The sequence below is a fragment of the Microbacterium maritypicum genome (assembly GCF_008868125.1).
Taxonomy (GTDB): domain Bacteria; phylum Actinomycetota; class Actinomycetes; order Actinomycetales; family Microbacteriaceae; genus Microbacterium; species Microbacterium maritypicum.
In genome coordinates this window covers 302,044-322,839 of sequence record NZ_WAAQ01000001.1, presented here as the reverse complement: position 1 = coordinate 322,839, position 20,796 = coordinate 302,044, and the positions used below count along the sequence as shown (strand labels likewise).

The 20,796-nt window shown below is 68.6% G+C and carries 21 protein-coding genes; 13 read left to right on the top strand and 8 right to left on the bottom strand.

Annotated features, from left to right (window positions below; genetic code table 11):
* Positions 1-20: 20 nt before the first annotated feature.
* The 3 genes from F6W70_RS01575 to F6W70_RS01565 all read right to left on the bottom strand — a co-directional run bounded on the left by F6W70_RS01575 (position 21) and on the right by F6W70_RS01565 (position 3,615).
* Positions 21-1,055 (bottom strand): ABC transporter permease, encoded by a 1,035-nt coding sequence (locus F6W70_RS01575; RefSeq protein WP_318278774.1) that lies wholly within the window; start codon positions 1,053-1,055, stop codon positions 21-23.
* Complete coding sequence (locus tag F6W70_RS01570; RefSeq protein ID WP_017829493.1) at positions 1,055-2,557, bottom strand: sugar ABC transporter ATP-binding protein; 1,503 nt, start codon at positions 2,555-2,557, stop codon at positions 1,055-1,057. Before F6W70_RS01570 ends, F6W70_RS01575 begins: the two co-directional genes overlap by 1 nt.
* A 188-nt stretch (positions 2,558-2,745) precedes the next feature.
* Positions 2,746-3,615, bottom strand: coding sequence for a sugar phosphate isomerase/epimerase family protein (locus F6W70_RS01565; RefSeq protein WP_151485742.1), 870 nt, complete (start codon positions 3,613-3,615; stop codon positions 2,746-2,748).
* A gap of 196 nt (positions 3,616-3,811) precedes the next feature.
* Here F6W70_RS01565 and F6W70_RS01560 point away from each other — a divergent pair, with 196 nt between their 5' ends.
* Positions 3,812-4,813, top strand: a complete 1,002-nt coding sequence (locus F6W70_RS01560) for a LacI family DNA-binding transcriptional regulator (RefSeq protein ID WP_151485741.1) — start codon at positions 3,812-3,814, stop codon at positions 4,811-4,813.
* Between the two features lie 60 nt (positions 4,814-4,873).
* On the opposite strand, the gene F6W70_RS01555 is transcribed toward F6W70_RS01560, so the two are convergent.
* Both F6W70_RS01555 and F6W70_RS01550 read right to left on the bottom strand, forming a co-directional pair.
* Positions 4,874-5,860, bottom strand: coding sequence for an aldo/keto reductase (locus F6W70_RS01555; RefSeq protein ID WP_151485740.1), 987 nt, complete (start codon positions 5,858-5,860; stop codon positions 4,874-4,876).
* On the bottom strand, positions 5,847-7,142 hold the full coding sequence (locus tag F6W70_RS01550; RefSeq protein ID WP_151485739.1) for an L-fuconate dehydratase: 1,296 nt from the start codon (positions 7,140-7,142) through the stop codon (positions 5,847-5,849). Before F6W70_RS01550 ends, F6W70_RS01555 begins: the two co-directional genes overlap by 14 nt.
* Positions 7,143-7,266: 124 nt before the next feature.
* Here F6W70_RS01550 and F6W70_RS01545 point away from each other — a divergent pair, with 124 nt between their 5' ends.
* Complete coding sequence (locus F6W70_RS01545; protein WP_017829498.1) at positions 7,267-8,127, top strand: fumarylacetoacetate hydrolase family protein; 861 nt, start codon at positions 7,267-7,269, stop codon at positions 8,125-8,127.
* Positions 8,109-8,873 (top strand): SDR family NAD(P)-dependent oxidoreductase, encoded by a 765-nt coding sequence (locus tag F6W70_RS01540; RefSeq protein ID WP_151485738.1) that lies wholly within the window; start codon positions 8,109-8,111, stop codon positions 8,871-8,873. Before F6W70_RS01545 ends, F6W70_RS01540 begins: the two co-directional genes overlap by 19 nt.
* Before the next feature lie 90 nt (positions 8,874-8,963).
* Here F6W70_RS01540 and F6W70_RS01535 read toward each other — a convergent pair whose 3' ends face one another.
* Positions 8,964-9,938: an amidohydrolase family protein gene (locus F6W70_RS01535; protein ID WP_151485737.1), complete on the bottom strand. Its 975-nt coding sequence runs from the start codon at positions 9,936-9,938 to the stop codon at positions 8,964-8,966.
* Positions 9,939-9,984: 46 nt separating this feature from the next.
* On the opposite strand from F6W70_RS01535, the gene F6W70_RS01530 reads away from it, so the two are divergent.
* Positions 9,985-10,662, top strand: a complete 678-nt coding sequence (locus tag F6W70_RS01530; protein ID WP_017829501.1) for a FadR/GntR family transcriptional regulator — start codon at positions 9,985-9,987, stop codon at positions 10,660-10,662.
* A gap of 19 nt (positions 10,663-10,681) precedes the next feature.
* On the opposite strand, the gene F6W70_RS01525 is transcribed toward F6W70_RS01530, so the two are convergent.
* Positions 10,682-11,344 carry a transaldolase family protein gene (locus F6W70_RS01525; protein WP_151485736.1) on the bottom strand — a complete coding sequence of 221 codons (663 nt, stop codon included), beginning with the start codon at positions 11,342-11,344 and terminating at the stop codon, positions 10,682-10,684.
* Positions 11,345-11,462: 118 nt separating this feature from the next.
* On the opposite strand from F6W70_RS01525, the gene F6W70_RS01520 reads away from it, so the two are divergent.
* Genes F6W70_RS01520 through F6W70_RS01500 form a run of 5 tightly spaced genes read left to right on the top strand, consistent with a single transcriptional unit; the run spans position 11,463 to position 15,298 of the window.
* Complete coding sequence (locus F6W70_RS01520; RefSeq protein WP_151485735.1) at positions 11,463-12,425, top strand: ribokinase; 963 nt, start codon at positions 11,463-11,465, stop codon at positions 12,423-12,425.
* Positions 12,426-12,462: 37 nt separating this feature from the next.
* On the top strand, positions 12,463-12,867 hold the full coding sequence (gene rbsD, locus F6W70_RS01515; RefSeq protein ID WP_151485734.1) for a D-ribose pyranase: 405 nt from the start codon (positions 12,463-12,465) through the stop codon (positions 12,865-12,867).
* On the top strand, positions 12,867-13,679 hold the full coding sequence (locus F6W70_RS01510; RefSeq protein WP_151485733.1) for a GntR family transcriptional regulator: 813 nt from the start codon (positions 12,867-12,869) through the stop codon (positions 13,677-13,679). Before rbsD ends, F6W70_RS01510 begins: the two co-directional genes overlap by 1 nt.
* A gap of 21 nt (positions 13,680-13,700) precedes the next feature.
* A complete protein-coding gene (locus tag F6W70_RS01505; protein WP_151485732.1) occupies positions 13,701-14,759 on the top strand; it encodes a PLP-dependent cysteine synthase family protein in 1,059 nt (352 codons plus the stop codon).
* Positions 14,760-14,782: 23 nt separating this feature from the next.
* Positions 14,783-15,298: a glycine cleavage system transcriptional repressor gene (locus tag F6W70_RS01500; RefSeq protein WP_017829507.1), complete on the top strand. Its 516-nt coding sequence runs from the start codon at positions 14,783-14,785 to the stop codon at positions 15,296-15,298.
* Between the two features lie 130 nt (positions 15,299-15,428).
* Here the strand turns inward: F6W70_RS01500 and F6W70_RS01495 are convergent, their stop codons facing one another.
* Positions 15,429-16,112 (bottom strand): FadR/GntR family transcriptional regulator, encoded by a 684-nt coding sequence (locus F6W70_RS01495; protein ID WP_055866131.1) that lies wholly within the window; start codon positions 16,110-16,112, stop codon positions 15,429-15,431.
* A gap of 165 nt (positions 16,113-16,277) precedes the next feature.
* Here F6W70_RS01495 and F6W70_RS01490 point away from each other — a divergent pair, with 165 nt between their 5' ends.
* The 4 genes from F6W70_RS01490 to F6W70_RS01475 are packed head-to-tail and all read left to right on the top strand — an operon-like array spanning position 16,278 to position 20,765.
* Positions 16,278-17,513: an aminotransferase class V-fold PLP-dependent enzyme gene (locus F6W70_RS01490; RefSeq protein ID WP_055866133.1), complete on the top strand. Its 1,236-nt coding sequence runs from the start codon at positions 16,278-16,280 to the stop codon at positions 17,511-17,513.
* 58 nt (positions 17,514-17,571) lie between these two features.
* Positions 17,572-18,882, top strand: coding sequence for an ABC transporter substrate-binding protein (locus F6W70_RS01485; RefSeq protein WP_151485731.1), 1,311 nt, complete (start codon positions 17,572-17,574; stop codon positions 18,880-18,882).
* A 3-nt stretch (positions 18,883-18,885) separates the two neighbouring features.
* Positions 18,886-19,848, top strand: coding sequence for a carbohydrate ABC transporter permease (locus F6W70_RS01480; RefSeq protein WP_055874626.1), 963 nt, complete (start codon positions 18,886-18,888; stop codon positions 19,846-19,848).
* Complete coding sequence (locus F6W70_RS01475) at positions 19,845-20,765, top strand: carbohydrate ABC transporter permease (RefSeq protein ID WP_318278773.1); 921 nt, start codon at positions 19,845-19,847, stop codon at positions 20,763-20,765. The genes F6W70_RS01480 and F6W70_RS01475 overlap by 4 nt, the downstream gene beginning before the upstream one ends.
* The last annotated feature ends 31 nt before the right edge of the window (positions 20,766-20,796 follow it).

Genomic DNA, 20,796 nt, shown 5'->3' with positions numbered 1-20,796 from the left:
GTTTCGTCGCCGTCCAGGTCTCAGGTGCGCTGTCGGTTGCGGAGCGAGTCGAGGAAGACCGCGAGCAGCACGACGACGCCGACGACGATGTTCTGCCATTCGGACTGGATCGACATGATGCGCAGACCGTTCACGAGCACGCTCATGATGAGGGCGCCGATCACGGTGCCGAGGATCGAGCCGCGTCCGCCCAGCAGCGAGGTTCCGCCGATGATGACCGCGGCGATCGCCTGCAGCTCGTACCCGGTGCCGATCTGCGGCTGCGCCGAGTCGAGGCGGGAGGCGATGACGATGCCCGCGACGCCGGTGAACGCCCCGGCGAACATGTAGATCAGGATCGTCCAGCGACGCGTGTTGACGCCCGAGAGGCGCGTGGCCTCTTCGTTCGAGCCGATCGCGAAGGTGTACCGGCCGAGCAGCGTCTTCGACAGCACGAGGTACGCGATGATCGCGAGCACGGCGGTGACGAGAACGGCGTTCGGGATGCCGGGGATGATCACGCCGAGGGCGATCTTCTTGAAGTCGGGGGCCGACGTCGAGAAGTAGATCGGCGCGACACCCGAGATCACGAGGGCGAGGCCACCGGCGATCATCATCATCGCCAGGGTCGCGATGAACGGCGGGAGCCGGAGGAACGTGATGTTCACACCGTTGATCAGGCCCATCAGCACACCGGTGAGGATGCCGCCGATGACGCCGACCCAGACCGGGAGCCCCATGTTCGTCACGAACACACCCGTCATCACGGCGCACAGCGCCATGCCGGTGCCGATCGACAGGTCGATGCCGCCGGTGATGATGACGAAGGTCGTGCCGAGGGCGAGGATGCCGATGACGGCGGTCGACAGCAGCACCGTGGCGATGTTGCTGAAGGTGAAGAAGTTGGGGCTGGCGATCGAGAAGAAGATGATCAGCACGATGAGCGTGCCGAACGCCAGCGACTGCTGGAACTGCCGCTTCAGGAACGCGCCGACGTCTCTCTTGTCGGTGTTCTCGTTCACGGCGGTCTGGATGATCGTCGTCGTCGACGATCCGGGCTGCTGCGGAGCGCTCATCAGTCTTCCTCCCCGTGGGCTGCGAGTTGCATGATCTTCTCCTGGCTTGCTTCCTCGTTGCGGAGCGTCCCGGTGATGCGGCCGTTGGCGAAGACCGCGATGCGGTTCGCCACACGGAGGATCTCCGGGAGCTCGGATGAGATGACGATGATGGACTTGCCTGCATCAGCGAGCTGCTGCATGAGGCGGTAGATCTCCTCCTTCGCGCCGACGTCGATCCCTCGGGTCGGCTCGTCGAAGATGAGGATGTCGCAGTCGCGCATCAGCCAGCGGGCGATGACGACCTTCTGCTGGTTCCCTCCGGAGAGGAGCTTGACGACCTGGTTGACCGAGGGGGTCTTCACGCGCAGCTGCTGCACGTACTCCTTGGTGCGGTTCTTCGCCTTGCTGTCGCCCATCCACCCGATCGCGTTGGCGTAGGAGCCGAGCGAGGCGAGCACGGTGTTGAACGTCACGTCCTGCTCGAGCATGAGGCCGAGGAGCTTGCGGTCCTCCGAGAGGTATCCGACGCCGTGCTGCACGGCGTCGGCGGGCTGGGCGATCCGCACCGTGCGACCGTCGATCGCGATCGTGCCGCTGTCGCGGTGATCGGCGCCGATCACGGCACGCGCGGTCTCGGTGCGCCCGGCGCCCATGAGCCCGGCGAAGCCGAGGATCTCGCCCTTGTGCAGCTGGAACGAGACGTCTTTCAGGAGGTTCTTGGTCGACAGACCCTGCACCTCGAGGACAACGGGATCGTTCGCGTGCTCTCGGGCCTGCGGACGGGTACCCTCGTCGATCACACGTCCGACCATCATCTCGATGATGGTTGGGATGGTGATCTCGGACCTGTCGAGTGATCCGATGTATGTGCCGTCACGGAGGACGGTCACCCGGTCGGCCAGACGGCGCAGCTCGTCCATGCGGTGCGAGATGTAGACGATCCCGGTGCCGCGCGCCTTGAGCTGCTCGATCAGCACGAAGAGCGTCTCGACCTCGGTGTCGGTGAGGGCGGAGGTCGGCTCGTCCATGATGAGCACCTTGGCGTTGAACGACAGCGCCTTGGCGATCTCGACCATCTGCTGCTCGGCCACCGTGAGCTCGCCGACGAGCTGCCGGGGGTTCAGGTGGATGTCCAGGCGCTGCAGCAGTTCCGCGGTCTGCGCGTTCAGCTTGCGCTCCGACAGGAACGGCCCGGTGGTGGGCTCTCGCCCCACGTAGATGTTCTGCGCCACGGTCAGATCGGGCATCAGGTTGAGCTCCTGATGGATGATCGTGATGCCGAGCTCCTGCGCCTGGAGGGGGCTGGTGAGCTCCACCTCCTGACCCTCGAACGTGATCGTGCCCTCGTCCTTGGTGTAGATCCCGGAGAGGATCTTCATCAGCGTCGACTTTCCCGCGCCGTTCTCGCCCACGAGCACGAGCACCTCGCCGGCGTGCACCTCGAGGTGCACGTCCTTCAGCGCCTGCACGCCGGGGAATCCCTTGCTGATCCCCTCGACCCGGAGGATGGGTCCACTCATGCGCTCACCTGCTTCCTTGAAGGTTCTGCTTCGATGTCGGCGGATCATTCCGCCGCAAACATCGGATCAATTCTGCGTCCTGCGCCACGGCCAGCGCAAGTTGTATCTAAATGTATCTAAGGTCGGAGAGATTGGGAAGACCTGTAATGACATCTTGATCTTCCGCTCTCCTTCCCCCGCGATTCCGCTCAGTGGAGGCGGATCGAATCGACCGCGACGAGCTTGTCGCGGATGTACGCGTTGGCGTGCGCGCCGAGCTCGTCGTTGTCGTTCCAGAGGTTCCGCCAGATGCCGAGCATGCGACTCAGGTCAGGCGCGACGACCGCCGACGAGAACGACTCGAACACGATGGGGCCGCCGTAACCGATGCGACCGAGCGCCTTGAAGAAGGTGTCGAAGTCCACCGTTCCGGTGCCGAGATAGCCGCGGTGGCTCTCCCCGATGTGCACATAGCGCAGCGCCGGTGCCGCATCGAGGACGGGCGTGAACATATCCGACTCCTCGATGTTCATGTGATATGTGTCGATGTGGATCCCGAGATTCGGGCGATCCACCTCGGCGATGTAGGCGAGGGCCTGTCGTGCGGTGTTGAGCACGTTCGTCTCGTAGCGATTCACGACCTCGAGCGAGACCGACACCCCGCGCGCGGCCGCATGGTCGGCGACCCGGGCGATCGCGGCCTTGCTGCTCGCGAGACCCTCAGGGGTCACGGGCTCCATGTACTTCTTCATGGCGCTGTAGATCACCCCGCAGAAATGCTCTCCACCGAGGTCGGCGAGCACGTCGACAGCCTTGACCAGGAGCGCTTCGCCCGCCGCCGCGATCGCCGGATCGGCGCTGGTGACATCGGTCGCCTCGGAGAGTCCGAGCGAAGCACTGACGGCGAGGTCGTACTCCTCCAGCGCATCCTTCGCGACGGAGACGTCGAACGTGAACGGATCCATGAGCGGGAACTCGATGAGGTCGAAACCCGCCTCCCTGGTCTTGTGCACCGCCAGACGGATGCCCTCGGCATCGAAGTTCCCCGTCCAGACGAGCCCGTGGCAGCCGATGTTCATGAGACCTCTCGCAGCGGGTGTGCGGCACCGTCGCCGTCCCGGGGTTGGCACGTTGCAACTCCGGCGTGCGAGTCACGCTACGTCGGTCGACCGACCCCTGTCAAGAACTTTCTTGGCACGTTGCAAGTCCTCCGATATCCTGATGCCGCCGACGCCGTCAGGAACCCCGATCGACGCGGCCCGACCAAGGAGTCCCATGCCCGCGAGCGTCAAGGACGTCGCCGCCCTCGCCGGAGTCTCCTCCTCCACCGTCTCGAACTACCTCAACCACCCGCACGTGCTCGGAGCCGCGAGCCGCGAACGGGTGCGGTCGGCGATCGAGCAGCTCGGCTTCGTGCCCAACGAGTCGGCTCGGCAGCTGCGTGCGGGATCGAGCAAGGCGCTCGCCCTCATCCTGCTCGATGCCTGGCTGCCCTACTTCCACGACCTCTCGCGCGGGGTCGAAGACGTCGCCCGAGAGGGCGGCTGGTCGCTGTTCTTCAGCAACAGCAACCGCGACGACGCACAGGAGCGGCGCAACCTCGACATGTTCGAGGCGCACCGGGTGCAGGGCATCGTCATCTACCCGCTCGGTGACGTGGTGCCGCGCCTGGAAGCCCTGGCCGATCGCGGCATCCGCTCGGTCGTGGTGGGCCCGATCCCCGACTCCTCGAAGGTCGCATCCGTGCTGTTCGACGACCGAGACGGCGGGCGACTCGCAGGAGAGCATCTCGTGACACTCGGCCGACGGCGCATCCTGTTCCTCGGCAATCCGGCGGTGAGCCAGTCGAACGACCGTCTGGCAGGGCTCCGGGAAGCGGTCGCAGGGACCGCGGCGACCGTGACGACGATCGAGGTGCCGCACCTGGCCACGGAGGACGGGCTCCTCGCCGGTGAGCAGATCATCGCGATGCCCGCCGCCGAGCGCCCCGACGCCGTGTTCGCGGCGAACGACATGGTGGCGGTCGGCGTGCTCACGCAGCTGCTGCGCCACGGCATCAGGGTGCCGGAGGAGATCGCGCTCGTCGGCTTCGACGACGTCGCCCAGGCGCACCAGAGCGTCGTTCCGCTCACGAGCGTGCGGCAGCCCGGCTACGAGATCGGCCGCGCCGCGGGAGCAGCGCTCCTGCAGCAGCTCGCCGACCCCAGCGCACCGCCGCCCGCGACGACCCCGTTCCCCGCCGAGCTCATCGTGCGGGAGTCGACCGTCGGGCGCTGAGGCGCTCGGTCTCGGCCCGCCGCCGCCGTGGACAACTTCCTGCCGCAGACGGCGGGGGATTCAGGCCGCCGGGATGAGCCCTTCCGCGGCCAGGTTCTCCCACAGCGCCGCCGGGATCTCGAGCGCGGCATACTCCGCGTTCTGCTGCAGCTGCGCCGGCCGGCTGCCGCCCACCACCACGGAGCGCACGACGTCGGACTGCAGGGGGAACTGGATGGCCGCAGCGGGCAGCGGCACACCGTGATCGGCGCACACGGCGGCGATGCGCACGAGCCTGTCCCACAGCTCGTCGGGAAGCTGTCCGTACTCGTAGCGTCCGTCGCGGCGCGGCTCACTCGATGCGAGCAGCCCCGAGTTGAAGACGGACGCCGCCACGATCCCGGTCGCGGTCTCACGGCAGGCGGGCAGCACGTCGACGGCGGCGGGCTGCTCGAGCAGCGTGTACCGGCCGGCCACCATGATCAGGTCGAGGTCGGCGGCACGCACGGCTGCGGCGAGAGCATCCGACACCATCGAGCCGATGCCGATCGCGGTGACCTCGCCGTCGGCACGCAGCTGCTCCATCGCGGGCAGGGCTTCGGCGAGCGCGAGGTCGAGGTCGTGCCGCTCGGGGTCGTGCAGGTAGAGCAGATCGATGCGTTCGATGCCGAGCCTCTCGCGAGACTCGTCGACGCTCGCGCGGATGCCCGCCTCCGAGAAGTCCCACACGCGCTGCAGGTCGTCCGGCACGTGGAAGTCGTTCGCGGTGTCGAGGCCGCCGGAGTGGTCGGGGTTCGGCCGCAGCAGGCGCCCGGCCTTGGTCGAGAGCACGTACTGGTCGCGCGGCTTGGTCTGCAGGAACGCCCCGAGCCTGCGCTCCGACAGGCCCAGACCGTAGTGCGGCGCGGTGTCGTAGAAGCGGATGCCGCTCTCCCACGCGGCATCCAGCACGGCCCACGCCTCGTCGTCGCTGAGCGGACGGAACAGGTTGCCCACGTTCGCGGCGCCGTACCCGAGGGCGGGAATCTCCAGGCGGTCGCGCACTCCCCCGCGATCAGGCACCGACATGTGCACCCGTCCAGGTGTAGGTCGCGATGCTGTCGGCCTTCATCTCCATGCCCGTTCCCGGCGCGGTCGGCGCCATGTACGAGCCGCCCTGGATGTCGGTGGGCACGACGAAGTGCTCGTGCAGGTGGTCGACGAACTCGATCATGCGGCCCTCGCGGGTGCCGGTGACCGCGACGAAGTCGAACATAGACAGGTGCTGCACGGCCTCGCACAGGCCGACACCACCGGCGTGCGGGCACACGGGCACGCCGAACTTGGCGGCGAGCAGCAGGTTCGCGATGTTCTCGTTCACCCCGGCCACGCGCACGGCGTCGATCTGCATGACCGAGATGGCGTCGGCCTGCAGCAGCTGCTTGAAGATGACACGGTTCTGCGCGTGCTCACCCGTCGCGACGCGGATGGGCGCGACGCCCCTGGCGATCTCGGCGTGGCCGAGCACGTCGTCGGGGCTCGTGGGCTCCTCGATCCAGGCGGGATGGAACTCGGCGAGCGCGTTCACCCACTCGATCGCCTCCGACACCTCCCAGCGCTGGTTGGCGTCGATCGCGATGGGGAAGTCGGGTCCGCACACCTCCCGCGCCTTGCGGAAGCGGCGGATGTCGTCGTCGAGGTCGGCGCCGACCTTGAGCTTGATCTGGGTGAAGCCGTCGGCCATGGCCTCGCGGGCGAGGCGTTCGAGCTTCTCGTCGGAGTAGCCGAGCCAGCCGGGGCTCGTGGTGTAGCCGGGGTATCCGGTGGCCAGCAGCTGCTGCTCGCGCTCAGCTCGTCCGGGCTCGGCCGCGCGCAGGATCTCGAGGGCGTCTTCGGGGTTGAGGGCGTTGGTGAGGTAGCGGAAGTCGACCAGGTCGACGAGTTCCTCCGGCGTCATACGGGCGAGCAGCTGCCAGAGCGGAAGCCCCGCGCGCTTGGCCTTGATGTCCCACAGCGCGTTGATGACCGCGCCGATGGCCATGTGCATGACCCCCTTCTCGGGGCCGAGCCAGCGCAGCTGCGAGTCGCCGATGATGTCGCGGAACGTGCCGCCCATGTCGTCGAGCAGCGGCTCGATCTCGCGCCCGACGAGGTGCCCGGCGAGCGCGTCGATCGCCGCGACCTGCACGTCGTTGCCTCGACCGATCGTGAAGACGAACGCGTGCCCCTCGATGTCGTCGTCGGCGTCGGTGCGCACGATGACGTACGCGGCCGAGTAATCGGGGTCGGGGTTCATCGCGTCCGACCCGTCCAGGCTCAGGGACGTGGGGAAGCGGATGTCGGTGGTGTCGAGGGCGACGATACGGCTCACGGGATTCCTCTCCATGCACGGGTGATTTCTTCCGTGCGGATCTCTTGGAGTGTAAACATCGGATGTCTATACTGTCAACGAGACCGGCCGCCTTATCGCGGCCTCCCGACCGATCAGGAGAAACATGAAGTTCGCGCGGCTCGGCACCCCCGGGAATGAGATCCCCGTCCTCGTGGAGGGCGACCGATACCTCGACCTCCGCTCCGTAACATCCGACGTGAACGGCGATTTCCTCGAGAGCGACTTCGTCGCCCGGGTCACGGCCGCGCGTGAAGGCGGAGAGCTCCCCGAGCTCGCGGACGCCGCGTCGATGCGCATCGGCGCCCCGATCGCCCGCCCGAGCGCCGTGATCTGCATCGGCATGAACTACGCGGCCCACGCGGCCGAGTCCGGCTCGGAGCCGCCCACCATTCCGATCCTCTTCCTCAAGACCCCGAACACGGTCGTCGGCCCGAACGACACGGTCACGATCCCGCGGGGCAGCGAGAAGACCGACTGGGAGGTCGAGCTCGGCATCGTCATCGGCACCCGCACCGCCTATCTCGACAGTCCCGAGGAGTCGCTCGCGCACGTCGCCGGCTTCGTCGCCGCGAACGACGTCTCCGAGCGCGACTTCCAGATGACGGTCTCCGGCGGCCAGTGGTCCAAGGGGAAGATCGCGCCCGGCTTCAACCCGACCGGCCCCTGGCTCGTCACCCCCGACGAGGTCGACCACCATGCGCTCGGACTTCGCAGCTTCGTGAACGGCGAGCCGCGGCAGGACTCGAACACGAGCGACATGATCTTCACGGTCGAGCACATCGTGCACCACCTGTCGCAGTACGTGACGCTCGAGCCGGGCGACCTGATCCTCACCGGCACCCCGCAGGGCGTCGCCCTCTCGGGCAAGTACCCGTACCTCGCCGCGGGCGACGTGGTCGAGATCGAGATCGACGGCCTCGGCCGTCAGCGACAGGAGTTCGTGGCATGGGAGGCCCAGAAGTGAGCGCACTGAACGGACTGGTGGCGATCGTCACCGGCGGAGCATCCGGAATCGGCGCGGCGATCGCGCAGCGCCTGCACGCCGACGGCGCGACCATCGCGGTGCTCGACCGCGACACCGCAGCGGCCGACCCCGCCTTCACCGCCTTCACCGCAGACGTCTCCGACCGCGCGAGCGTCGACGAGGCGGTGGCCGCCGTGGCCGAGAGGTTCGGGCGCATCGACATCGTCGTCAACAACGCCGGCATCGGCGCGCAGGGCGACATCGCCGCGAACGACGACGACGAGTGGGCGCGAGTGCTCTCCGTCAACGTCACCGGCATCGCCCGTGTCACCTCGGCAGCTCTCCCGTGGCTGCGGAAGTCCCCGTCGGCGGCGGTGTGCAACACGGCATCCATCGCATCGACCACCGGGCTGCCGCAGCGCGCGCTCTACAGCGCGTCGAAGGGTGCCGTCTCCGCTCTCACCCGCGCGATGGCCGCCGACCACCTGCGCGAGGGGATCCGTGTGAACGCGGTCAACCCGGGCACGGCCGACACTCCGTGGGTGGGACGCCTGCTCGACTCGGCCACCGACCCCGCCGCCGAGCGTGCAGCCCTCGAGGCACGCCAGCCCCACGGGCGACTGGTCAGCCCCGACGAGGTCGCCGCGGCTGTCGCCTACCTCGTGAGCCCCGCTGCGGGCTCGACCACCGGAACCTTCATCGAGGTCGACGGCGGCATGGCCCAGCTGCGCCTGCGCGCGGAGTAGCCCCCGCTTCCTCCTTCCGGTCGCAGTTGACGCCGCATCCGACGTGCGGGGATGGCAGCAACTGCGACCGGAACGCCGGTCAGACGGCGCTCAGCCGCGGTGGCCGCGGAGCCAGCCCCGGAGGCCAGAGCGCGGAGTCTTGTCCGTCGGCAGCTGCCGCGGCCGATCGGTGCGGTAGAAGTGCTCGGCGTTGCGCCACAGGAGCGCATCGAGGTCGTGCCCACGCGATTGCGCCCAGGCGATCACGGTGTCGGCCCAGCGCGATCGCGCCGTCGCCTGGTAGGTGGCGGACCCATCCTCCGGCGCATGCGGGTCGCCGTCCTCGGCCGGGCCGATCACGGAGACGGGCCAGTCGCTCCCCCACATCAGCCGCTCGACGCCGAAGGCATCCGCCGCGACGTCGAGGAACGGCTCGAGCTGCTCGGCGCTCCAGTCGCCGCCCGCCTCTCCCGGCAGCCCCGAGAGCTTGCAGAAGGCGTTCGCATGCCGCGCCAGCTCGGTGAGGTCGCGCGCCCACTCCGCGGACGGCGCGAGCGGGGACGCCGCCGTACCGACGGCGGGCTTTCCGAGGTGATCGAGCACGAGCCGCAGCTCGGGGATCGCTCCGGCGAGGCGGGCGATGTCGGGCAGCTGGTTCTCGCGCACGCAGACGTCGAAGCTCAGGTCACGAGCGGCGACCTCCCTGGCACCGGTCACGAACGCCGCCGAGACCGCGAGTCCGTCCGGCTCACCCTGCAGGTTGTGCCGCACGCCCACGACGAGGGGTTCGGCCAGGAGTCCCTCCAGGTGCGCGACCGTGTCGGTTCCCCTGTCGAGGCGGACGCCCGCGACGATCCCGACGATGCCGAGCGCGGGGGCGAGGCCTGCGACCCAGTCCACCTCGGCGAGGAAGTCGTCTTCGATCGTCTCCGCCTGCACGAAGACCGACCTCTCCGGTTCGGCCAGGCCCAGGCGGGCATGCTCGAGCTCGAGGTCGGCGAACCGATAGGCCATCGGCCCTTCGAGCCAGGTGTACGTCAGAACCTCCGGATCCCAGAGGTGCAGATGTGAATCGAGAACGCGCATGGCTCCATCCTGCCGGAGACATCCGATCAATCGCTAGGATGACGCCATGGCAGTCACCGACGAGGCGATCGAGAAGATCAAGGCCATGATCGTGGCGGGCGAGCTCTCCCCCGGTGATCGGCTTCCCCCCGAGAAGGAGCTGTCCGAACGACTCGGCCTGTCCCGCAGCTCGATGCGCGAAGCGGTCAAGGCGCTGGAGGTCATCCGGGTCCTCGACGTGCGTCGCGGCGACGGCACCTACGTGACGAGCCTCGAGCCACATCTGCTGCTGGAGGCGATCTCGTTCGTGGTCGACATGCACGACGACGATTCGATGCTCGAGATCTTCGCGGTGCGGCGCATGCTGGAGTCGCAGGCGACCGGGCTCGCGGCGACACTCGGTACAGATGAGCAGATCGCCGAGCTGCAGGATGAGGTCGACTCCATCGATGCGGCGGTCACGATCGAGTCCCTGGTCGACCACGACATCCGTTTCCACCGCGAGATCGTCGCGATGTCCGGCAACGCCTACCTCGCGAGCCTGATCGAGCACCTGAGCAGCCAGACCGTCCGCGCCCGCGTCTGGCGCGGCCTCACCGAGGGCGGCGCTGTCGAGCGCACCCTGTCGGAGCACCGGGCCATCGCCGACGCGATCGCCCAGCATGACTCCGCCCTCGCGACCTCTCTGGCCACGGCGCACATCGCGGGCGTCGAGCGCTGGCTGCGTCAGGCCGCAGCGAGCTGACGCCGGCGGGAGCAGCCGCTCACGCCCCCAGACGCACCATGGCGGCGTCGAACTCGGCCGCCGAGCTGTCGCTCACCTCATGGAAGAGCAGCCGGTCCAGCACATCGGGAGCCGCGGTGAAGTAGGGGATCCCCGCCAGTCGCAGGCCCGTGATGTCATCCGGCGAGCGCAGGGATGCGGCGAGCACGTTCGACGCACTCCCCGCGCACACCTCCTGCATGCGGGCGATCGTCGCGTCGCCGTCGAGCCCGGCATCGCGCATGCGTCCGAGGTACGGGGCGATGTACTGCGCGCCGATCGACGCGCACGCCAGGGCCTGCGCGACCGAGTACACGGCGGTGACCAGCACGGTCGCCCCCTCGCGCACGAGCGCGGCTGCGGCGGCGAAACCCTCAGCCGTCGCCGGCACCTTCACGGCCACCCGGTCACCCAGCGCGCGGATGCCCTCGGCGTTGCGGAGGAACGAGGCGGTGTCGCCACCCCAGGTCTGGAAGAAGATCTCGCGCGCCCCCTCCGACTCCCAGCGGGCGTAGAGATCAGGGATCTCGGCGGCGGTGCGGCCACCGCGTTCGAGGATGGTCGGGTTCGTGGTGACGCCGTGCACCACCCCCGCGGCGAGCAGCGGGGAGACACGGTCGACATCGGCGCTGTCGACGTACAGGCGTGGCGCGATCGGGGTCATCGGGGTCTCCTCGCGGACAACCTGTCGTTACAGGTGCGGATTCGGCTAATGTAATGACAGCCATCGCGGTCTGTCAAAGCGACGGCCATGCCTGCCGTCGAGGAAGATCAGGAGCGAGATGACCCCCGCACACCCCGAGGACCGCACCGGCGTCGTCATCGTCGGCAGCGTCACGGCCGATGTGACCACCTTCTCCGGGCGCCTGCCGGCCAGAGGCGAGACGATCCTCGGCGACGAGTTCACCCTCATGCTGGGGGGCAAGGGCGCGAATCAGGCCGTCGCCGCCGGTCGCTCCGGTGCACGCACGAGCTTCGTCGGCTGCGTGGGAGACGACCTCTTCCACGACCTGGTCGTCGACGGGCTCACGGCAGCGGGCGTCGACCTCACGCACCTGCGCACGGTTCCCGGCCCGACCGGCATCGCGCACATCCGGGTCGACTCCTCGGCGCAGAACGACATCGTGATGGTGCCGCTCGCCAACGCCGCCCTCAGCGCCGCGCAGATCGACGAGGCGTTCGCAGCTCTCGCCCCCACGACCTCGGTGCTGCTCACCCAGCTCGAGACGCCGTCGGCACTCACGGCGCACATCACTGCGCGCGGACGCGAGCACGGGATGACGGTGATCCTCGACCCGGCACCGGCCGCCGAGCTCGATGCGGAGATCTGGCGGAGCATCGACATCGTCACCCCCAACGAGACCGAGGCGACGCTGATCAGCGGCATCGAGGTGACGGATGCCGCATCGGCGGAACGCGCCGGACGCTGGTTCCTCGCCCAGGGCGTCGGCGCCGCCGTGATCACCCTCGCGGGCCAGGGGTCGTGCGTCGTCACGGCCGAGGGCGCATCCGTGATCCCTCCGTTCCCGGTCGAGGCCGTCGACACGACCGCGGCGGGCGACGCCTACGCCGGATACCTCGGTGCAGCGCTCGCGAACGGCAGCACCCTGGCGGATGCCGTGCGCCTGGCCACCGCGGCCGGCGCGCTCACCGTCACCAAGCAGGGGGCGTCGCCGAGCCTTCCCCACCGCGCCGAGGTCGATGCGTTCCTGACGGAGCGCTCGGCCGCACCCGTCGCGAACTGAACTCGCGAACCGAACCTGCGGAGCACCGAGGAGCCACATGCGCAAGACAGCCACCACGATCAATCCCGCGCTCTCCCGCGTGATCAGCGAGACCGGCCACACCGACCTGCTCGTCGTCACCGACGCGGGCCTGCCGATCCCCTCGGGCTCCGAGCGCATCGACCTGGCGTATCGGCCGGGGGCTCCGGCCTTCCTCGACGTGCTCGACACCGTGCTCGCCGAGCTGGTCGTGGAGGGAGCGACGGTCTCGGCAGAGGTCGCCGAGAAGAGCCCGGAGGTGCTGGCCGCGCTGCGGGAGCGGTTCGCCGGGATGGGATTCGAGATCGAACTCCTCCCGCACGTCGAGTTCAAGAAGCTCAGCCACGGCGCCCGCGCATTCGTGCGGTCGGGGGAGTTCACCCCCTACGCGAACGTGATCCTGCACGCGGGGGTGGCGTACTGATGGCCCTCGTCGACGACGCGATCGACCGGCACTCCGCCGCGCCGATGTACGACCAGCTGCGCCAGCTGATCATCGACGGCATCGCGCGCGATGGGTTGCAGCCCGGCGACCCGCTGCCCGGTGAGCATCGGCTGTGCGAGCGCTACGGCATCTCGCGCACCGTCGTGCGCCAGGCGCTCGCCCAGCTCGAACACGAGGGACTCGTCGAGCGGGTGAAGGGCAAGGGCACCTTCGTCTCCCGTCCCCGCACGAGCGAGAGCCTGGTGCACACGCTGGTCGGTCTGTACGACGATGTCGAGCGCCGCGGCGGCCATGTGCACAGCGACGTGCTGCGGCACGAGCAGACGACGGCGGATGAAGAGGTCGCCCTGGCGCTGGAGGTGCCCGTGGGGTCGCCCGTCGTGGTGCTGGAGCGTCTGCGCCATGTCGACGGCGAGCCGTGGTCGCTGTCGACGACCTGGATGCCGGAGGCCGTCGGCTCCGTGACGCTCGGCGCCGACCTGACCGAGGGCTCTCTGTACCGACTGCTCGCCGACAACGGCATCGTCGCGACGCACGGCGTGCGCTCAGCAGAGGCGACCGTGGCCACGCACGAGCAGGCACAGCACCTGGGAGTGAGCGCCGGCTCGGCCCTGCTGCGTCTGCGCAGCATCAGCCGCAGCTCCGACGGCACGCCGATCGAGTACTTCATCGCGTATCACCGCGGCGACCGCTCGCGCTTCGAGTTCCAGCTGCAGCAGGAGCAGTCGCAGGCCTCGCTGCTGCACGTCGATGGCGAAGGCGGGGCGTCCCGTGCCGGGACGGTCGGCTGAGCGGCCGGTAATGTCGAGGGCATGAGTGACTGGACCAGCACCGCGATCGCCCTGCTGGAAGCCGATGCCAACCGCAGCGCCGACACCCACCTGCACCTGTTCCCGCTGCCTTCGGAGTGGGGCATCGACCTCTACCTGAAGGACGAGTCCGTGCACCCCACGGGCTCCCTCAAGCATCGCCTCGCGCGCTCGCTGATCCTCTACGGCCTGGTCAACGGACGCATCCGCGAAGACACCATGCTGGTGGAGTCGTCGAGCGGATCGACCGCCGTCTCCGAGGCGTACTTCGCGCGCATGCTGGGGCTGCCGTTCATCACGGTCGTTCCCCGTTCGACCGTGCAGGAGAAGATCGACCTCATCGAGTTCTACGGCGGCACCTGCCACTTCGTCGACCGGGCAGAGGACATGTCGCCCGAGGCCCAGCGCCTCGCCTCCGACTGCACCGGCCACTACCTCGACCAGTTCACTTTCGCCGAGCGCGCGACAGACTGGCGCGGCAACAACAACATCGCCGAGAGCGTGTTCAGCCAGCTCTCCCAGGAACGGCATCCGATCCCCTCCTGGATCGTCACGGGCGCCGGCACCGGTGGCACGAGCGCGACGTTCGGCCGCTACGTGAAGTACCGCCGGCATGACACCAAGGTCGCGGTCGTCGATCCCGAGGGCTCGGCCTTCTACGACGGATGGGCCGGCACCGTGGACCCGCCGGCCGGGCGGCCGAGCCGCATCGAGGGCATCGGCCGCCCCCGGGTCGAGGCCTCGTTCGTGCCCACCGTGATCGACGAGATGATCCAGGTTCCGGATGCCGGCTCGATCGCCGCGATCCGCCTGCTGCGCGAACGCACCCTGCACTGGGCCGGCGGCTCGACGGGCACGAACCTCTACGGCGCGTTCCAGCTCATCGCCCGCATGCGGGCCGCGGGAGAGACCGGCAGCGTCGTGACCCTGATCTGCGACAGCGGCGTCCGCTACGCCGGCACCTACTACTCCGACGAGTGGGTCGCGGCCCAAGGCTGGGACCTCGCCCCGCACCGGGCACGACTCGACGGGTTCCTGGAGTCCGGCGTCTGGGTGGAGTGAGGGCTGCGGGCTACGCTGGCCGCATGACTACTCTGATCCTCACCGTCGCGGGTGCAGACCGTCCTGGCCTCGTGGCCGCCGTCGCCGATGTCGTGGATGCGCACGGCGGCAACTGGGAGAACAGCTCGCTGGCTGAGCTCGCCGGCACGTTCGCGGGCGTCATCGAGGTCTCCGTGCCGACCGAGCAGGCGGCGGAGCTCGAGAGCGCTCTGCGCGGCCTCCAGGGCCAGGGGCTCCTCACGCTCGCCGTGCTCACCGGCACCCCGGATGCCGCCGCAGACGACGATCAGCTGCTCGAGATCCAGGTGCTCGGCAACGACCGCCCCGGCATCGTGCGCGAAGTCTCCGGCGTGCTGAGCGCGCATGCCCTGAGTATCGAGGAGCTCGCCACCGAGACCAGGGATGCCGCGATGGCCGGCGGGCGCCTGTTCGAGGCATCGGTCACCGCGAAGGTCCCGGCCTCCGTCGACCTCGACGCCCTGCGTGCCGACCTCGAGCGCATCGCCGCCGAGATCCAGGTCGACATCACCCTCGGCTAAGTACTCCCCAGCCTCTCGCGACGCCGAGACCCACGCTCCTCGTCGAGACCCACGGCAAAAGCCGCCGCTGGGCGTGGGTCTGGGCGACGACGATGGGTGTCGGAGGTGGGTGTCGGAGACGAGACGCGCGTCAGTCCTCGAGGCCGGAGTACCTCCGCACCCAGTACTCCGTGTACGCCACGTGCGCCGAGGCCGCAGCACTCGCGGCGACGGGGTCGGCGGCGGCGAGTCCGCGCAGGATCGCACGGTGGCCGGCATCCGAGTGCACCTTCAGCTCGGCGGCGTCCTCGGGGTCGGAGATCCGATAGGCCCTCGAACGCGAACGCAGCACGTCGATCAGACTGGTCAGCGCCTCGTTCCCCGCAACGCCGGAGATCGCCATGTGGAACTCGTGGTCGAGCCGCGACTGCGCCTCGAAGTCGGTGGTCGCCTCGATCTCGTCGAGCACACGGTCCAGCGACGCCACCGTGTCCTCGTCGATGCGGGCTGCGGCGAGCGCGGCGGCATGCGGTTCGAGCACGCGGCGCAGCTCGGTCAGCTCCAGCACTCCGGCCATCGGCAGCAGTCCGACGGTGAGTGACAGGCTGCCGATCAGATCGGCGGCACGCAGCTCGCTGACGTAGCTGCCGGAGCCGTGACGGGTGTCGAGCACACCGAGAGCGGCCAGCATCCGGATCGCTTCGCGCAGGGATCCCCGGGAGACGCCGAGCCGTTCGCAGAGCTCGCCTTCGCTCGGCAGCCGGTCGCCGGGCCGCAGCGCGCCGTCGGCGATCAGTGCCCGCAGCCCGTGCAGCGCCGTGTCGAGTGCGCTCATCGTCATCCTCTCTGACACTCCCCCGCCCCTCGTGAAGTCTGTCGGAACTCCCCTTCGCAGGGAACTCGTATGACAACTATGTTTCATCTTCACCTTTTCGTGGCAGTTTTCGACGGCATGTGGCAAAGTTGTGCAACAACTCGCCCGACTCATCGATGAGGACTGATGCCCGCACCGCTGTTCCCCGCACCGCTCACGCTGAACTCCGGCATGCGAGCGCGCGACGCCTGGCCCCTCGACCGGGAAGTGATCCACCTCAACCACGGATCCTTCGGCGCGGTCCCGTCCGTCGTCGTCGAGCATCAGGACGCCCTGCGCCGCCGCGCCGATCTCAGCCCCGTCGAGTGGTTCCCGCGCATCGCCGAACGCGTGCAGGAGGCTCGCGAGCGCACCGCCCCGTTCGTGGGCGCGCGTGCGGAGGACAGCGCCTTCGTGCCGAACGCCTCCGCGGCGGCGACCGTGGTCTACAACGCGCTGCAGCTCGAGACCGGTGACGAGATCCTCGTGACCGACCAGGGGTACGGGGCCATCACGATGGGAGCCGAGCGCCTCGCCCGCCGGTTCGGTGCGACGGTCCGCACCGTCGCCCTGCCCCTGCTCGCCTCCGACGACGAGATCGTGCAGCTCTTCACCGATGCGCTCACGCCCCGCACCCGCCTGATCGTCGTCGACCAGATCACCTCCCCCACCGCGCGGCTGCTGCCCACGCGGCGCATCGCCGACGCCGCGTCCCAGCGCGGCGTACGCACACTCGTCGACGGCGCCCATGCCCCCGGCCTCATCCCCGACGCGGCAGCGGTCGCGGGGGGCGACTGGTGGTTCGGCAACCTGCACAAGTGGCCCTGCGCCCCGCGCGGCTCTGCCCTGCTCGTCACGACCGCCCCCGACCGCGACGAGCTCTGGCCGCTCATCGACTCCTGGTCCGCGCGCGAGCCGTATCCCACCCGCTTCGACACCCAGGGCACGATCGACGCCACGACCTACCTGGCGACCCCGACCGCGATCGACTTCATCGAGAGCGAGTTCGGCTGGGCGGCCGCGCGCACGGCGATGGCGGAGATCGCGGATGCCGGTGCCGCGGTGATCGCCGAAGCCCTGCGCCCCTACGGCGACGAAGACCCGCTCACCCCGCTCCCCTCGCCCGTGCCGTCGATGCGACTCGTGCGCCTTCCGCTCGGGCTCGGCGCGACCCGCGAAGAGGCCGATGCCCTGCGCATGGACCTGCTCGACGAGGTGGGCGTCGAGACGGCCTTCACCAGCTTCCGCGGCGTCGGCTACTTCCGACTCTCCGCCCACCTCTACAACGAGGCCGCCGACTACGAGGCCTTCGTCGAGCGCTGCGTCCCGCAGATCCTCAGCCGTGCCGGCATCCGCCGCGCCGACTCCCTCGTCCTTCCCTGACCGCGTCCATCCCCCGCCCGACCGCAACATCCACCCCCACCCCACCGAGAGGCACATCGTGAAGAACAAGATCTTGACGACCGCAGCGGGATTCGGCACCGTCGCCGTCCTCGCTCTCACCGGCTGTTCCGCAAGTTCCGGCCCGTCCGCCGACGGCGCCGTCACCCTGCAGATGGTCGAGAGCCTGACCAACCCCGCCCGCACCGAGCTCCTGCGCGGGCTGCTCGACGACTTCGAGAAGGCGAACCCGAAGATCACGGTCAACCTGGTCTCCCCTCCCACCGAGCAGGCCGACGCGAAGATCCAGCAGATGCTGCAGTCCGGCAAGGGCGTCGACGTGCTGGAGGTGCGCGACATCACCGTCGGACCGTTCGCGAACAACGGCTGGCTGTACGACCTGGGCCCCGACCTCGAGAAGTGGGACGGCTGGGACGCCCTGACCGACAACGCCCAGTCCGCCTCGGTCGCCGCCGACGGCAAGAGCTACTTCGTTCCCTACGGCTTCTACGGGCTGTCGCTGTTCTACCGCACCGACCTCGTGAAGGACGCCGGGTTCGACGGCCCGCCGCACAGCTGGAAGGACCTGCTCGAGCAGGCCAGTGCGATCCAGGACCCGTCGAACAACATCTACGGCTACGCCTTCCGCGGCGGCCAGAACGCCAACAGCAACGTAGTCGCGGCCATCGAGGCGTACACGATCGACGGACTCGACGTCGACGATGCGTTCCTGATGGAGGACGGCTCGACGATCTTCGCCGCCCCCGAGGCGCAGGATGCCGTCGACGACTACTTCGACCTCTTCAAGAAGGCCTCCCCGCCCTCCGCCGTCTCGTGGGGCTACCCCGAGATGGTCGCCGGCTTCACGAACGGCACCACCGCCTTCCTGCTGCAGGACCCCGAGGTCATCGCGACCGTGCAGGATTCCTCGCTGACCGAGGACCAGTGGGACACCGCTCCGCTGCTCGTCGGCCCGTCGGGCAAGGCCGCCCAGCCGCTCGCCGTCGCCGGTTGGGGTGTGGCCGAGAACAGCGAGAACAAGGAGGCGGCCGTCAAGCTGGTCGAGTTCCTCTCATCGTCCGAGCCCGCCACCGAGTTCGCCCAGGCCAACAGCCTGGTGCCGATCATCACGGCCGCGGCAGATGATGACTTCTACTCGTCGGGCCCGTGGACCAGCTACGTCACCATGACGGAAGACCCGGAGACGTACGTCAACGTGCGTCAGCCGCGCGGGGTCAGCTGGTGGACCGAGTGGATCCAGAAGTCCGACCAGGACGTGCAGAACGTGCTGCTGGGCAACATGTCGACCAGCGACCTGCTGGCGTCGTGGGATGCGTTCTGGACCGAGAAGTACGCCGCGGAAAAGGGCTGACCTGTGGCCCGCACCGCTCAGAAGGGAGGCTCCGTCGGCACTGCTTCGCAGCAGCCAGCCGTCGGGGCCTCCCCGGCATCGCGCCGGCGCCCGTTCCGCGGCCGCCAGGCATGGACGCTGCTGGCCTTCCTCGCGCCGGCGATCGTCTTCGTCTGCTGGTTCACCTACTGGCCGATGCTGCAGGGCGCGCGCATGGCCTTCCACGACTGGAACCTGTGGGATCTCACGTCGACGCCGTTCGTGGGCTTCGACAACTTCCTCGCGGTGTTCCGCGATCCGGCCTTCCCGACCGTCGCGGGAAACTCCGTGCTGTGGGTCGTCGGCTCGCTCGTTCCGCAGCTCGTGATCGGGTTCCTGATCGCGCTCGCCCTGCGCAAGAGGTTCCGCTTCCGCGGGCTCTACCAGGCGCTCGTGTTCTTCCCGTGGGCGGTGTCGGGCTTCCTCATCGGCATGCTGTTCCGCTGGATGTTCAACGCCGAGTTCGGCGTGGTCAACGACCTGCTCATGAAGGCCGGGCTGATCGATGCGCCGCTGCCCTGGCTGGCCGATCCGAAGCTCGCGATGTTCGCGGTGATCGTCGCGAACGTCTGGTACGGGGTGACGTTCTTCGCGATCATGATCCTCGCGGCCCTGCAGTCGGTCCCCGACGAGATGCTGGAGGCGGCGAGCCTCGACGGCGCCGGCAAGTTCCGTCAGCTGTTCTCGATCATCATCCCGTACATCTCGATGACGCTGCTGCTGACGATCCTGCTGCGCGTGATCTGGATCTTCAACTTCCCGGACATCATCTACGCGATGACCAACGGCGGACCCGCCAACCAGACGCACATCATCACGACCTGGATGATCAACTACACCCAACAGGGCAACTACGGCTTCGCGAGCGCGATCGGCCTCATCGTGATGGCGGTCCTGTTCGTGTTCTGCGCGTTCTACCTGATGGCGATGCGGAGAGTGCAGCGATGACCATGACAGACGCCTCGCGGACGGGCTCCTCGATCACCGAGACCCGCCGCATCACCGTGCCCGACCCGGCATCCGCACCGCGCCCGAAGCCGCGCGTCACGATCGGCGGCATCGTCCGTGTCGTGGGCCTGGGGCTCTGGGTCGTGATCACACTGTTCCCGCTGTACTGGATCGCGCTGACGTCGATCAAGTCGCCGGACACGATCAACCGCTTCCCGATCGAGTACTGGCCGAGCGAGCCGTCGCTCGAGAACTACATCAGCCTGTTCCAGAAGAGCTCGTTCGGGGTCTTCCTCGGCAACTCCGCCCTGGTCGCGGTCGTCGGCGGTGCCGTGGCCACCCTCATCGCCCTGTTGAGCGCCTACGTGCTGGCCCGGTTCGAGTTCCGCGGCAAGGGCGCGATCCTGATCGCGTTCCTGCTGACCCAGATGATCCCGGCGTTCATCGCGCTCGGGCCCCTCTACTCGATGATGACCGACCTCGGCCTGGTCGACACCAAGCCGGGGCTCATCCTCGTGTACATCGCGATCTGCATCCCGTTCTCGACCGTCATGCTGCGGGGCTTCTTCGAGAACGTACCGGATGCGCTCGAAGAGGCGGCGATGATCGACGGATGCTCACGCCTGGGCGCTCTGTTCCGCGTGCTCGTCCCGGTGATGACCCCCGGCATCATCGCGGCGTTCATCTTCAACTTCGTCAACTGCTGGAACGAGCTGTTCCTGTCGGTCGTGCTGATGAACACCGACGCGAACCGCACCGTGCCCTCCGCGCTGAACGGCTTCATCTCCACCTTCAACATCGACTGGGGCTCGATGAGTGCCGCCGCGGTGTTGACGATCCTGCCGACCATGGCGATGTTCGCTCTCGCGAGCCGCTGGATCGTGCAGGGCCTGACCGCCGGCGCCGTCAAGGAGTAAGACGAGCGCCGAGACCCACGCCCAACGTCGA